This is a genomic window from Phenylobacterium sp. (genome assembly GCF_044236515.1).
In the GTDB taxonomy this organism is placed as follows: Bacteria; Pseudomonadota; Alphaproteobacteria; order Caulobacterales; family Caulobacteraceae; genus Phenylobacterium.
Window position 1 is genome coordinate 1 of the sequence record NZ_JBIIGK010000086.1, and the last position, 12550, is coordinate 12550.

Annotated in this window: 13 protein-coding genes and 2 pseudogenes; 10 read left to right on the plus strand and 5 right to left on the minus strand. The window is 70.9% G+C overall.

Features of this window, described 5'->3' with window-relative positions:
- The first annotated feature begins 53 nt into the window (after positions 1 to 53).
- The 6 genes from ACILRF_RS10060 to ACILRF_RS10085 all read left to right on the plus strand — a co-directional run bounded on the left by ACILRF_RS10060 (position 54) and on the right by ACILRF_RS10085 (position 6393).
- Positions 54 to 3461 carry an indolepyruvate ferredoxin oxidoreductase family protein gene (locus ACILRF_RS10060; protein ID WP_395672457.1) on the plus strand — a complete coding sequence of 1136 codons (3408 nt, stop codon included), beginning with the start codon at positions 54 to 56 and terminating at the stop codon, positions 3459 to 3461.
- Between the two features lie 89 nt (positions 3462 to 3550).
- Complete coding sequence (locus ACILRF_RS10065; RefSeq protein ID WP_395672459.1) at positions 3551 to 3976, plus strand: DUF2147 domain-containing protein; 426 nt, start codon at positions 3551 to 3553, stop codon at positions 3974 to 3976.
- Between the two features lie 292 nt (positions 3977 to 4268).
- Entirely contained in the window at positions 4269 to 4688 is a 420-nt protein-coding gene (locus tag ACILRF_RS10070) for a MucR family transcriptional regulator (RefSeq protein WP_395672461.1), read from the plus strand.
- A gap of 231 nt (positions 4689 to 4919) precedes the next feature.
- Complete coding sequence (locus ACILRF_RS10075; RefSeq protein WP_395672463.1) at positions 4920 to 5405, plus strand: PAS domain-containing protein; 486 nt, start codon at positions 4920 to 4922, stop codon at positions 5403 to 5405.
- Between the two features lie 113 nt (positions 5406 to 5518).
- Positions 5519 to 5857 carry an ArsR/SmtB family transcription factor gene (locus ACILRF_RS10080; RefSeq protein WP_395672464.1) on the plus strand — a complete coding sequence of 113 codons (339 nt, stop codon included), beginning with the start codon at positions 5519 to 5521 and terminating at the stop codon, positions 5855 to 5857.
- Positions 5854 to 6393: an SRPBCC family protein gene (locus tag ACILRF_RS10085; protein WP_395672466.1), complete on the plus strand. Its 540-nt coding sequence runs from the start codon at positions 5854 to 5856 to the stop codon at positions 6391 to 6393. The genes ACILRF_RS10080 and ACILRF_RS10085 overlap by 4 nt, the downstream gene beginning before the upstream one ends.
- Here ACILRF_RS10085 and ACILRF_RS10090 read toward each other — a convergent pair.
- Together ACILRF_RS10090 and ACILRF_RS10095 are read right to left on the minus strand one after the other, a co-directional pair.
- The gene (locus ACILRF_RS10090) at positions 6390 to 6812 is read right to left on the minus strand and encodes a SufE family protein (protein ID WP_395672468.1); all 423 of its coding nucleotides are present in this window, start codon (positions 6810 to 6812) and stop codon (positions 6390 to 6392) included. The genes ACILRF_RS10085 and ACILRF_RS10090 overlap by 4 nt on opposite strands.
- 12 nt (positions 6813 to 6824) lie before the next feature.
- Positions 6825 to 7244 (minus strand): MerR family transcriptional regulator, encoded by a 420-nt coding sequence (locus ACILRF_RS10095; protein WP_395672470.1) that lies wholly within the window; start codon positions 7242 to 7244, stop codon positions 6825 to 6827.
- An 85-nt stretch (positions 7245 to 7329) separates the two neighbouring features.
- Between ACILRF_RS10095 and ACILRF_RS10100 the strand changes: the two are divergent.
- A pseudogene (locus ACILRF_RS10100) lies at positions 7330 to 8067 on the plus strand (MauE/DoxX family redox-associated membrane protein); the annotation flags it as partial.
- A gap of 45 nt (positions 8068 to 8112) precedes the next feature.
- Positions 8113 to 8412: pseudogene (locus ACILRF_RS10105) on the plus strand (DUF305 domain-containing protein); the annotation flags it as partial.
- 2 nt (positions 8413 to 8414) lie between these two features.
- Here ACILRF_RS10105 and ACILRF_RS10110 read toward each other — a convergent pair.
- Entirely contained in the window at positions 8415 to 9164 is a 750-nt protein-coding gene (locus tag ACILRF_RS10110) for a sensor histidine kinase (RefSeq protein WP_395672472.1), read from the minus strand.
- A gap of 164 nt (positions 9165 to 9328) precedes the next feature.
- Here ACILRF_RS10110 and ACILRF_RS10115 point away from each other — a divergent pair, with 164 nt between their 5' ends.
- Positions 9329 to 10987: a sensor histidine kinase gene (locus tag ACILRF_RS10115; RefSeq protein WP_395672474.1), complete on the plus strand. Its 1659-nt coding sequence runs from the start codon at positions 9329 to 9331 to the stop codon at positions 10985 to 10987.
- On the opposite strand, the gene ACILRF_RS10120 is transcribed toward ACILRF_RS10115, so the two are convergent.
- Positions 10950 to 11855 (minus strand): hypothetical protein, encoded by a 906-nt coding sequence (locus ACILRF_RS10120; protein WP_395672476.1) that lies wholly within the window; start codon positions 11853 to 11855, stop codon positions 10950 to 10952. The genes ACILRF_RS10115 and ACILRF_RS10120 overlap by 38 nt on opposite strands.
- A gap of 171 nt (positions 11856 to 12026) precedes the next feature.
- Between ACILRF_RS10120 and ACILRF_RS10125 the strand changes: the two genes are divergently transcribed.
- Positions 12027 to 12359: a DUF1491 family protein gene (locus tag ACILRF_RS10125; protein WP_395672478.1), complete on the plus strand. Its 333-nt coding sequence runs from the start codon at positions 12027 to 12029 to the stop codon at positions 12357 to 12359.
- On the opposite strand, the gene ACILRF_RS10130 is transcribed toward ACILRF_RS10125, so the two are convergent.
- Positions 12356 to 12550, minus strand: a 195-nt coding sequence (locus ACILRF_RS10130) for a peptidylprolyl isomerase (RefSeq protein WP_395672480.1), incomplete at its 5' end; no start/stop codon positions are given. The two genes, ACILRF_RS10125 and ACILRF_RS10130, sit on opposite strands and share 4 nt — an antisense overlap.

Sequence of the window (12550 nt, forward strand, 5' to 3'; positions counted from 1 at the left end):
ACTTATAGGATCTTGCGAGTGGGTTTGGGAGGCCCGGAAGGAAAGAAATTGCGATGGTCCGCAGCGAAGCGACCCTCGACGACAAATTTCTTCTCGACGAAGGCCGGGTGTTCATCACCGGCGTTCAAGCCCTGCTGCGCGTCCTTCTGGACCAGCACCGCCTCGATCGCGCCGCCGGCCTGAACACCGCCGGCTTCGTCTCCGGCTACCGGGGCTCGCCGCTCGGCGGACTCGACATGCAGGCCCGCAAGGCGTGGCGCGAGCTGGACGCCGCCGAGATCGTCTTTCGCGAGGGCCTCAACGAAGACCTCGCCGCCACCGCCGTCTGGGGTTCGCAACAGGCGAACCTGTTCCCCGGCGCCCGCTACGACGGCGTGTTCGGCATGTGGTACGGCAAGGCGCCGGGTCTCGACCGCAGCGGCGATGCGATCCGCCACGCCAACTTCGCCGGCGTCTGGCCGAAGGGCGGCGTGCTGGCGGTGGCGGGCGACGACCACACCTGCAAGTCCTCGACCCTGCCGTCGCAATCTGAGTTCGCCTTCCAGGACTTCGAGATCCCCGTCCTGTCGCCGTCGGACGTGCAGGAGGTGCTGGACTACGGCCTGCTCGGCTATGCGATGTCTCGGTTCTGCGGCTTGTGGGTTGGGCTGATCGCCGTCGCCGACACCATGGACAGCGCCGCCACCATCGAGGTCGGGCTCTCCCGACACCGCTTCCGCACGCCGGAAGGGCTGCGCCTGCCGCCCGGCGGCCTCGGCATCCGCACCAAGGACGCGCCGATGGACAAGGAGCGGCGCCTGCGCGCTGACCGCCTGCCTGCCGCCCTGGCCTTCGCCCGCGCCAACCGCATCGATCGCGTGGCCCTGGCGGCCTCGCGCCCGCGCCTCGGCATCGTCTGCCAAGGTCAGGCCTACCGCGACGTCGTCGAGGCCCTGGCGGCCATGAGTCTGGCCCCCGCCGACGCCGCCGCTCTCGGGATCGCCATCTACAAGGTCGGCATGCCTTGGCCGCTGGAGCCGATCGGCCTGCGCGCCTTCGCCGCCGGGGTCGAGACCTTGATGGTCGTCGAGCACAAGCGCCCGCTGATCGAGACCCAGGCCCGCGCCGCGCTCTATGACCTGCCGGCCCACGCGCGCCCGAAGATCATCGGCAAGACCGATGAGCACGGCCATCCGCTGCTGTCGCAACTCGCCGACCTGTCGGTCGCCGAGATCGCCCTGGCCATCTCCGACCGCCTGCCGCCGGGGCCGCACCTGGCCGGCGTCCACGCCTATCTCGACCGGGTGTCGGCCGCCTCTATGGCGGCGGTGACGCTGGCCGCCGACCAGCAGCGCAAGCCCTACTTCTGCTCCGGCTGCCCACACAGCGCTTCGACCCGCCTGCCGGAGGGCTCGCGCGCGCTCGCCGGCATCGGTTGCCACTACATGGCCAGCTTCGCCGACCCCAATACCGACCTCTCCAGCCACATGGGCGGGGAGGGGCTGACCTGGGCCGGCGCGGCGCCGTTCACCACCGAGCGCCATGTCTTCGTGAACCTCGGCGACGGCACCTACACCCACTCCGGCTCGCTCGCGATCCGCGCCTCGGTCGCGATGGGGGCCAACATCACCTACAAGCTGCTGTTCAACGGCGCCGTCGCCATGACCGGCGGCCAGGCGGCGGAGGGCGGCTTCACCGTGCCGCAAATCACCCGGCAACTCGCCGCCGAGGGCGTCGCCCGAACGGTGATCGTCGCGGCCGAGCCCGAACGCTACGCGGGCGAGACCGGCCTCGCGCCAGGGGTCGAGGTCCACCCGCGCACCGACCTCATGGCCGTGCAGCGCCAGCTGCGCGAGGTTCCTGGCGTGACGGTGCTGATCTACGACCAGGTCTGCGCCACCGAGGCCCGTCGCCGCCGCAAGCGCGGCCTGGCCCCGAAACCGGCTCGCCAGGTGATGATCAATCCGCTGGTCTGCGAGGGCTGCGGCGACTGCTCACGGGCCTCCCGCTGCGTCTCGGTCGAACCGTTGCCGACCGAGTTCGGCGTCAAGCGGCGCATCAACCTGTCGACCTGCAACGAGGACGAGACCTGCCTGCAGGGCTTTTGCCCGTCGTTTGTCACGGTAGAGGGCGCGCACGCGCCGCGCCGCGAGGCGCCGCCGGCCATCGTCGCGCCGCCGCCGCCGGTCCAGGCGGCGTTGGCTGGCGTCCGCAATATCGTCTTCACCGGCGTCGGCGGCACCGGGGTCACCACCGTGGCCTCGATCCTCGCCATGGCTGGCCACCTCGACGGCCGCGCCGCCTCGGTGGTCGACATGACCGGCCTCGCCCAGAAAGGCGGCATGGTGTTCAGCCACGTCCGCATCGGCGAGCGCGCCGACAGCCTGGTCGGCGGCCGCGTGCCGGCCGCCAGCGCCCACGTGCTGATCGCCTGCGATGTGCTGTCGGCCGCTGGCGCCGACGCCCTGGCCCTCTACGCTCGCGACCGGACGGTCGCCGTGGGCAACGCCGACCTCGCGCCGACCGCCGACGTCGTTCAGGACCGCGACGCCCGCTTCGAGGCCGAGCCGAACGGCCGGCGGATCGCCGCCGCGGCCAAGTCCTATGCGCCGATCCCGGCGCAACGCCTCGCCGAGGCGCGGTTCGGCGACGCCATTTACGCCAACATGATCATGCTCGGCGCCGCATGGCAGTCGGGCGCCGTGCCGGTCAGCCACGACGCCCTGGTCCGGGCGGTAGAATTGAACGGCGTCGACGTCGCCGCCAACCTCGCGGCTTTCGAGTGCGGCCGGCTGGCGGCGCACGATCCGGCCGCACTGGCGCCGGCCGCTGCCGCGCCCACCCCGCAGACCGAGCCGCTCGACGACCTGATCGATCGTCGGGCGAGGGACCTGGCCGCCTATCAGTCCGAAGCCTACGCCGCCCGTTACTCCGCACGTGTCCGGCGGGTGCGGGCGGCGGAGGCGCCGCTGAATTCTGAAGCCCTGACCCGCGCCGTCGCGATCAGCCTCCACCGCCTGATGGCCTACAAGGACGAGTACGAAGTCGCCCGCCTTTACACCGACGGCCGCTTCCGCCCCGCCGGCAGGGCGCGTGTCTGGCTCGCCCCGCCGATCCTGGCGCCAAAGGACAAGGACGGCCGGCCGCGCAAGATCGCCTTCGGCGGTTGGATGCTGAACGCCGTCTTTCCATTGCTGGCGCGGATGAAGGGGCTGCGTGGAACGCCCCTCGATCCGTTCGGCCGCACCGCCGAGCGGCGCGAGGAGCGGGCGCTGATCGCCGGCTTCGAGGCCGACGTCGACCGGCTCGTCGTCGAGCTCACGCCCGAACGGCTGGATCTCGCCGTCGCCATCGCCGCGACCCCGCTCGAGATCCGCGGCTTTGGCCATGTAAAGGCCGAGGGGCTGGCTCGCGCCCGTGCCGAGGCGGCTCGCCTTTGGGCCCTATGGACGGCGCCGGCGGTGCGGACCGTGGCCGCTTAACCACTCGGAAAGAGCAAAGTTGTCAGGAGGATGGTCCGCGACGCCGCGTCATCTTGCGTAAGGCGTTCCGAGACTTAAATGGTTCGCGCATGCGTCGTCGTCTTGTCGCCGCCGTGGCCGCTATGGCCGCCGCCGCCCTTTCCCTCGCCACTCCCACGCTGGCCCAACCCGAGGCCGCCAGCGCGTTCGGCGTTTGGCGCAATCCCAAGGACTCCGTCCGCGTCGAGATCCGGCCGTGCGGCGACGGCGCGTGCGGCATCATCGTCTGGGCCAATGAGAAGGCGAAGCGGAACGCCCGCGCCAGCGGCACGACCAACCTCGTCGGCACCCAGGTGTTCCGCAATCTCGAGCTCGACGACAACGGCGTCTGGCGTGGCCGGGTCTATGTGCCCGAAATGCGCCGCACCTTCTCCGGCACCGCGCAGCAGTTGGACGAAGTCCGCCTGCGCGCCAAAGGCTGCCTGATCGGCGGCGTGCTGTGCAAGGCTCAGGTCTGGGTCCGCGTCCCGGCCTGATCTTTTCGTGGTGGCCCAGTTTGGGTCTTCCATCGCCTGACAGTCTGATGTTGGTTGGTGTGCGCCGCTTCCACGCGCAGTAATTGCAGGCAAAGCCGCGTCTGCAGGGGGCGAGCCGCTTCAACATTGGATAATTCCGACCCCGCGTTATCCGGAAATCTTTCTCTGTTTTACGCGGTCAGTTGTTGTTCCGTCGGCTTGTCGGCTCACGAAGTTCGCTATAAGCAATGCGCTACTGATCTTTGGATCGCTTTCGGCGCTCTCCTGGGCGCGCTTCTACGGAACGACAAGAATGGACGAGAAGTCGGAAGTCATCGAGATGACGGCGGATATTGTTTCGGCCTATGTGGGCAACAATTCCGTGGCCGCCGCCGACCTGCCGGGCCTGATCCAAAGCGTCCATCGCGCCCTGGCCGGCGTGTCCTCGGGCGTCGAGGCGACGGAAGTCGCGCCGAAGGAGCCGGCGGTGCCGATCCGGCGCTCGATCACCCCGGACTATCTGGTCTGCCTCGAGGACGGTCGGAAGTTCAAATCGCTGAAGCGCCATCTGCGCACGAAGTACAACATGAGCCCGGAAGAATATCGGGCCAAGTGGGGCCTGCCGAAGGACTATCCGATGGTCGCCCCCAACTACGCCAAGGCGCGGTCGGACCTCGCCAAGCAGATGGGCCTCGGCCAAGGCGGCCGTCAGGCGCCGCGCAAGAAGCGCTGAGCCGCTCGCCCCTCGCCGGGCGATCAAGATATCGAGATGGAGACGCCCGCCGGCTTCGGCGGGCGTTTTCGTTCGTGCTGATCGCCCCGGCGGGAATCGCACGCGGACTCCGAACGGCTCGCCTCTCAAGCGAAATCTTGGGGGCCGCCATAGTTTTGACTTGCCGCCGATTCGCGCATCAGGCGATAAGTGATTCGTCGCGATTCCAACGGGTTGTTAAGGAATCTGAATATGGCGGCGCAGATCGGCTTGCCCACCGCGGCGGCCCGCGCGCATGAGGAGCTGTTGCGGTACTGGGCGACGCGCCGCCAGGGCGCGCGGCTGCCTGCTCGCCGCGACATCGATCCCGGCGGCTTTAAACGCCTGCTGCCGACCATCAGCCTGATCGACGTCGCCAAGGATCCCCTCGACTTCCGCATCCGTCTGGCCGGCACCGAGCTCTACGGCGTCTACGGCCGCGAGATCACCGGCCGCACGCTGGGCGAAGTCTACGCCAGCGGCGCCGCCGAATACTGGCGTGTCGAACTGGTCCAGGTGGTCAAGGAGCGCCGCCCCTCTGTCGGTATCCACAACCTGGCCTGGCGGGGCGCCTCGCACCTGTCGATCCTCTGGCTGCGCCTGCCGCTCGCCTCGAACGGGACGGACGTCGACATGATCCTCGGCTACGACGCCGTCGTTGGCCTCGGTCAGGTCTCCAGCGGCATCCGCGCGGCCTGAGCCGTCTTTACCCTCTAGGGATCGTCAAGGTCGCCAGGCCGATGACGCTGTGATGTGGAACGAAATTCAACTCACCAGTTGAATTTCTATTTCGAGGCTATACGTTCAACCCGATGGTTGATCTTCAGCCGGCCCGGCTCGACGCCCTGTTCCGCGCCCTCGGGGACGCCACCCGCCGCGGCATGTTGAGCGACCTGGCCGCGGGGCCGCGCAGCGTCGGCGAACTCGCCGCCCCGCACCGGATGTCGCTGGCGGCGGCCTCCAAGCACATCAAGACCCTCGAACGCGCCGGCCTGGTGCGCCGACAGGTCCAGGGACGCACTCACCTTTGCCGGCTCGAGCCCGCCGCCCTGGCGAGCGTCGACAGCTGGCTCGGCTTTTACCGCCGGTTCTGGACCGGCCGGCTCGACGCGCTCGAAGCGGCGCTGCGGGAAGAGGAGACGACCCGATGAGCGAATATGGCCAGTCGCCGGAGCCCGGCGTCGTGCGCTTCGAGCGCCTGCTGCCCGGACCGATCGAGCGGGTGTGGGCCTATCTGACCGAGGGCGACAAGCGCGCCCGCTGGTTCGCCGGCGGCGAGATGGACCTGCGGAAAGGCGGCGCGCTCAGCTTCCTGCACCGGCATTCCGGCCTTAGCGACGAGCCGGATACGCCGCCGGAGAAGTATCGCGATATGCATGAGAACGGCTTCACCAGCACCGGCACGGTGCTGCGCGCGGAGGCGCCGCGGCTGCTCAGCTTCGCCTGGCACGAGGACGGCGCGCCGCCCTCGATCGTCGCCTTCGAGCTTGCGCCGCAGGGCGATCAGGTCCGGCTCGTGCTGACCCACAGCCAGCTCAAGGATCACGCCGAGATGGTCAATGTCTCAGGCGGGTGGCATTCGCACCTCGACGTCTTGGCCGAGGATCTGGCCGGCGGCCCGCGCCGCGCGTTCTGGCCGCGGCACGCCGGCGTCGAGGGCGAGTACGAGCGGCGCCTGCCGGCCTAGGCGGCGGCCAGTTCGGCGTCCCGGCGGATTCGCGCCACCATCGAGGCGAGCCCATTGGAGCGTTGCGACGACAGCGCGCCGGTCAGACCCAGCTGCTCGAAGGCGCCCTTGGTGTCGAAGGCCAGGATTTCCGCCGCCGGTCGGCCGGAGAACAGCCGCAGCAGAATGGCGATCAGGCCGCGGACGATGTGGGCATCGGAATCGCCGCGGAACCTCACGGTCCCGTCGGGGCCGGGTTCGGTCACCAGCCACACCTGGCTCGCGCAGCCGCGCACCTTGTTCGCCTCCGACCGCTCCGCCTCGCTCAGCGGCGCCAGCTCGCGGCCGAGCTCGATGACGTAGCGGTAGCGCTCCTCCCAGTCGCCCAGGAGTTCGAATTCGTCCGCGAGATCGCGCAGGGCCGTGTCGATGCTGCTCATGTGGCCGCGGACTTAAGCGCCGGCGCGCCCGGCTGCAACCGCCGCCGCCGATGTGTCGCCCTCGAACGCGACGAGGATCGGGCAGGGCCCTTCGCGCCCCTCGCCGCACACCCCGGCAAGCCGCTCCAGCGCATCGCGGGCCTCTTGCATTTCGGAGATCCGCGCATCGAGGGCGGCGATCCGCGCCTTGGCCAGGGCGCGGGCCCGGGTCCGGTCGTGGGTGGCGTCCAACGCCAGCAGTTCGCGGATTTCCGACAGGGCGAAACCGGCCGCCTGCGCCTGGCGGATGAACCGCAGCCGTCGCACGTCTTCCGGGCCGTAGCGACGCACCCCGCCGTCCCGGCCGGGCGTGCCGAGCAGGCCGAGCCGCTGGTAGTAGCGGACCGTTTCGACCCCGACTCCGCCGGCGGCCGCCAGCTTGCCGATGGTCACCGCGGAGGACTCTTGACTCTGTACCATGGTACGGAAGCCATATTTCAGGTCGACCCGTCTTTCCAGACCCGATGAGGGATCGATCATGAGCTCGAAACCCGGCCCGTCCCGGACCGCAGTGCTCCACCGCATGGTCATGCCGGACCATGTCTGTCCCTACGGCCTCAAGGCGCGCGACCTGCTCCGCCGCGCCGGCTATGCGGTCGACGACCGTCACCTGACCACTCGCGCAGAGGTCGACGCTTTCAAGGCCGAGCACGGCGTGGCAACCACCCCGCAGGTGTTCATCGCAGGCGAGCGGATCGGCGGCCACGACGACCTGCGGCGCTTCCTCGGCAAGCCGGTCGCCGATCCGAAGGCGCCCAGCTACCGGCCGGTGATCGTGCTCTTCGCCCTGACCGCCCTGCTGGCGATGGCGGTGAGCCACGCCGTCTACGACAGCCCGATCACCCTCCGCGCCGCCGAATGGTTCATCGGCTTCTCGATGGTCGTCCTGGCGCTGCTGAAGCTGCAGAACGTCGAGACCTTCTCGACCATGTTCCTCAACTACGATCTGCTGGCGCGTCGCTGGGGCCGCTACGGCTACATCTATCCGTTCGCCGAGGGACTGGCCGGCCTCTTGATGGTGGCCGGGGTGCTGACCTGGCTTTCGGTCCCGCTTGCGCTGGTCATCGGCGGCGTCGGCGCGGTCTCGGTGTTCAAGGCGGTTTACATCGACAGGCGCGAGTTGAAGTGCGCCTGCGTCGGCGGCGCCGGCAACGTTCCCCTCGGCTTCGTCTCCCTGACTGAGAACCTGATGATGGTGGCGATGGCGATCTGGATGGGCGTCATGGCCTGGGGTCCCGGCGCGCCATCCCGCGCGGCGCCGAGCGCCTCGACCGCCGCCTACCAGGCCGCCCACCACGCCATGATGCAGGGCATGGACCAGGTCTATACGGGCGACGCCGATGTCGACTTCATGCGTGGCATGATCCCCCACCACGAAGGCGCGGTGGACATGGCCAAGGTCGCTCTGGCGCACGGCCGCGATCCCGAGGTCCGGGCTCTGGCCACCGACGTCGTCGCGGCCCAGGAGCGGGAGATCGCCCAGATGCGGGCCTGGCTCGCCCGGCGGGGTCAGCCCGCCACGCCCGCGCCGGCGCGGTCAGGGAGCGGACACGGCCACTGACCTCAGGCGGCGGGCAGCCGCACCTTGGCGGTCATGCCCTCGCCGACTGCGGAGATCAGCTCCAGCCGCCCGCCCATCGCCTGACAGTTCAGCGCCGAGATGGCGAGCCCCAGGCCCGCCCCATGGCCGCGGCGGGTCAGGGGGTTCTCGCCCTGCTCGAACGGCCGCATCAGCCGCGGCAGGTCGGCTGGATCGACGCCTTCGCCGGCGTCGGCGATGACGATGTCGAGGTCGCTTCCCGCCGTCTCGACGCCGACGCACACCTCGCCGCCGTCGGGCGAGAAGGCGACGGCATTGTGCAGCAGGTTGCCGAGCACGGTGCGCAGGGCCCGCGGGTCGGCGCTGACAACCGCCTCGGCGCAGGCCGGCGCGATGACGATACAAATGCCGCGCGCCGCCGCCTCTTCGGCGACGCCCAGCCACGCATCCTCCAGGGCTGCCTCGACCGGTTCCGGGCGCGGGCACATCTCGGTCCCGCCGACCTCCAGCCGGGCGATCTCCAGCACCTGGTTGACCAGCTTCAGCAGCCGCGCGCCGCTGCCGCGGATGATCTCGGCGTACTCGCGATAGTGCGGGTCGCCCAGCGGCCCGTACATCTCCGAGGCCAGGATGTCCGAAAACCCGAGGATCGAGTTCAGCGGCGTGCGCAGCTCATGGCTGACCATGCGCAGGAACGAGCGCTTCTGGTCATCGAAGCCCCGCCCCGGCGTCGCGGCGGGGGAAATCTCAGTCTTGGTCGCCGGTTCGGCCATGCGCGCCTTCGAAAGGACATTTTGTCCACTGGAGGTTGAGTTTTGCCCACGGCGCTTACGATTTCGTTTCATCGCCCAGGAGGCGAGCGGTCTTACGCAGCGGCCCCCGCGCCGCTAAGCTCCGCGGCTAGCTGGCCGCCAACTCGCGAGAACATCCCCGCCGCATGCCCTACCGGCGCCACAGCGTCCGCTCGCCGCAGTCCTTCCGGACGGCGCCGGCGCTTGCCTGGCATCTGGTGTGGGCGGTGGCGGTGCTGGCGGTCGGCGCCGCGCTGGTCGCCTCCGGCCGCCTGGCGCCAGGACTCGAGCTGGCGGCCCTCGGCGTCGGCGCCTCGCCGGCCCTGGTCGGCGCCGGACTGGCGCTCAGCCGCGCCGCGGTCGCGCCGATGCTGGCGATCCTCGTCTGGACCCTGGCGGCCGCCGTCGCCTGCCTGCTGGCCGGCGGGGCGAGCGGCCCGCTGGCGGCCTGGTGTCTCGCCCCGCTGGCCGCGGCCTCCGCCTTCCGCCGGCCGGACCTGCTGGCCGCAGGCGCTGCGGGCGCCGTGGCGGCCACCGCCCTCGGATGCGCCGGGGCCCTGCTGATCGCCCCGCCGGCGCCGGATCCGGCCGCCGCGATCTGGCTCGCCGGCCTGTCGCTGGCCAGCGTCGCCGGCGGTCTCGGCGCGGGCCTCCTCGGCCTCCAGGGCCAGCTGCGCGGCGAGGATCGCCTGCGCGACGCCGAGGCGGCCGGCCTGCGCGATTGGCTGGAGACCCAGCCCCTGCTGCTCATGCAGGCCCAGCCGGGCGGCCGCATCCGCAAAACCTTCGGCCACGCGCCGGCCGGCCTCGACGCCCGCGCGCTCGCCGGCCGCAGCCTCGTCGAACTAGCCGAGCTGAAGGCCCGCCCGGATCTCGACCAGGCCCTGCGCACCGCCGCCCTCGAAGGCGCCGCCGAGGTCGCCTTCGCTCCGGCGTGGCGGGACGGCGCCTGGTGGGTGCTCAGCCTGCGCCGCATGGGCGACGGGGCCGTGCTCGCCGCCCTGCGCGACGCCACCGACCAGAAGACCCGCGAGAGCGAGCTCGACGCCGCCCGCGAGGCCGCCGAGAGCCGCAGCGCCGGCAAGTCCCGCTTCCTGGCCAACATGAGCCACGAGCTGCGCACGCCGCTCAACGCCATCATGGGCTTCTCCGACATCATGCGGCAGCGCCTGTTCGGGCCGATGCCCGACCGGTACGTCGAATATGCCGAGCTGGTCCACGAGAGCGGCGCCCACCTCCTCGAGCTGATCAACGACATCCTCGACATGTCCAAGATCGAGGCCGAGCGCTTCGAGCTGGCGCGCGAGGAGTTCGACGCCCGCGACGCCGTCAGCGCCGTCCTGCGCCTGATGCGCGGCCAGGCCGACCGGGCCGGCGTCACCCTGCGGGGCGTCCTGCCGTCCGAGCCGCTCGAGGCCGACGCCGATCGCCGGGCGCTCAAGCAGATCGCCCTCAACCTGATCTCCAACGCGCTGAAGTTCACCCCGGCCGGCGGCGCGGTGACCGTCACCCTGCAAGGGGCCGGCGAGGTGCTGGAACTGATCGTCGCCGACACCGGCGTCGGCATCTCCGCCGACGACCTCCAGCGTCTCGGCCGTCCCTACGAACAGGCGGGCGAGGCCGCCAGCAAGGCGGCCGGCACGGGTCTTGGGCTGTCGCTCGTCCGCGCCTTCGCCCGCCTCCACGGCGGTGAGATGAGCCTCGAGAGCGCGGTGGGCGAGGGGACGACGGTCGCCGTCCGCCTGCCGGTGCTGCTCGATGCGGCGGCTAGTCCGCCTGCGCAACCTGTCGCGGCGAACTCCTAGACGCGACCTGAGGCGCGCCGACCTGCAGGAAGGCCCGTCCGGCGGCGAAATCGCCGACCTCGAGATACGCCCGCCGCGGCCCTTCGGCGAACAGGAACTCCACCACCACCGCCTCGCGCGGGTCGAGGCTGGTCAGTTGCTGGACCGCGAGTGCCGGGAAGCGGAACGCCCAGCCCGCCTTCGCGCCCGGCGGCAGCAGGTCCTGTCCGGCGGCGCTGCGCGCCTCGGCCATGTAGGCGCGGGTCGATCCTCCCGGCGGCAGCCGCCGGGCCAGCGGCACCTTGGCGGTCGGCCCGCCCGGGTACCGGTCGAGGTAGGCGCCGAGCGTTCGATCCGCATCCCGCATCCGCAGCCGCGCCGCGTAAGGGGTCTTGCCGTCGGCGAACCGCGCCACCGCCATCAAGGCTCCGGAATCTCCGTCGCCGACCAGGCCGAAGGTCATGGCGTCGCCACCGAAGCGGCTGTCCTGCGCCAGCCGCCAGCGCATCTTGCGCGACGACAGCCGGTCGGCCCGCCACGTCCCGACATCGCCGGGATAGCTCATCCGCACCACCCGGCCATAGCCGTCGAAGGCGTCGCGCACCCGCGCCGCCTCGCGGGCCAACGCCGGCGCCGTGCAGGCGACCTGCGCCGCCCGCGCCCGCGCGCTCCGTGCCCCGCTCGCCAGCGTCTCGGCCGATGTCCCGGCCCGCAGCGCCGCGCCACGCGCCTGGGCGACGCCGGCCGCCAGCGCCTGCGACACCGCCGGCGCGAACAGCCCGCAGCGGGCGTCCGCCGCGCTGATGGCCGTGCGTTCGAGGTAGAGGTTCAGCGCCCGCGCATGCGCAGCCGCCGGCGCGGCCAGCGCGGCCGCGATCACCAACCCCATCCATCGAGACGCCGGCCGCGCATATGTGCGCGTGTCCGTCATTGCGTCCTTGCTTCGTTCGACCTCTTGCGGGCCGTACCGCGAGGTCTAATCCCGCCGGGCTTGCAACGGGGTTAGCGGACAGGGTTAACCAGTTGTCGCCGCGCGTCCGCTCTGCGCATGGTCGCGCCGATGCTGCTTTCCACCGACATCTGGGTCGGCGCCCTGATCCGCCGGGCCGAGCTTGGCGGGGCCTTCGCCGTCGTCGCGCGCAAGGGCGACCCGCGCGCCGGCGCCGTGCTGGTCAAGGTTCTGAACCGCGCCGACCGCACCGCACGCCTCTATGCCGAGGCCACCCGCCTGGACGGCGAGCGGGTCTGGATGCAGCCCGCGGCCACGACCGAGGAGCCCGACCTCGACGCCTACGTGGACCGCGCCGTCCGCCGAGACCCCGACCTCTGGCTGGTCGAGATCGACGACCGCGACGGGCGCCATTTCCTCACCGAGGCGGTGGAGAAGGGCTAGGCCCGCCGCATGCTGTTGATGGTCACCGGCGGCTTCAGCCACTGGCCGGACTGGTCCTTGAACTTGGTCTCGCCGTTGGTCGGCAGGGACAGGATCTTCTCGACCACGCTCATGCCTTCGACCACCCGGCCGAACGCCGCATAGCCGAGGTTGTCGCCCTTCTCCTTGGGGTTGGCGTCCAGGTACGGCTG

Excerpts from the sequence above, each read along its gene's own strand:
- ACILRF_RS10060 (WP_395672457.1), top strand. The coding sequence starts at position 54 with ATGGTCCGCAGCGAAGCGACCCTCGACGACAAATTTCTTCTCGACGAA.
- ACILRF_RS10085 (WP_395672466.1), top strand. The coding sequence starts at position 5,854 with ATGAGCGAATATGGCCAGTCGCCGGAGCCCGGCGTCGTGCGCTTCGAG.
- ACILRF_RS10075 (WP_395672463.1), top strand. The coding sequence starts at position 4,920 with ATGGCGGCGCAGATCGGCTTGCCCACCGCGGCGGCCCGCGCGCATGAG.
- ACILRF_RS10125 (WP_395672478.1), top strand. The coding sequence starts at position 12,027 with ATGCTGCTTTCCACCGACATCTGGGTCGGCGCCCTGATCCGCCGGGCC.
- ACILRF_RS10080 (WP_395672464.1), top strand. The coding sequence starts at position 5,519 with ATGGTTGATCTTCAGCCGGCCCGGCTCGACGCCCTGTTCCGCGCCCTC.
- ACILRF_RS10120 (WP_395672476.1), bottom strand. The coding sequence starts at position 11,855 with ATGGGGTTGGTGATCGCGGCCGCGCTGGCCGCGCCGGCGGCTGCGCAT.
- ACILRF_RS10070 (WP_395672461.1), top strand. The coding sequence starts at position 4,269 with ATGGACGAGAAGTCGGAAGTCATCGAGATGACGGCGGATATTGTTTCG.
- ACILRF_RS10065 (WP_395672459.1), top strand. The coding sequence starts at position 3,551 with ATGCGTCGTCGTCTTGTCGCCGCCGTGGCCGCTATGGCCGCCGCCGCC.
- ACILRF_RS10090 (WP_395672468.1), bottom strand. The coding sequence starts at position 6,812 with ATGAGCAGCATCGACACGGCCCTGCGCGATCTCGCGGACGAATTCGAA.
- ACILRF_RS10115 (WP_395672474.1), top strand. The coding sequence starts at position 9,329 with ATGCCCTACCGGCGCCACAGCGTCCGCTCGCCGCAGTCCTTCCGGACG.
- ACILRF_RS10110 (WP_395672472.1), bottom strand. The coding sequence starts at position 9,164 with ATGGCCGAACCGGCGACCAAGACTGAGATTTCCCCCGCCGCGACGCCG.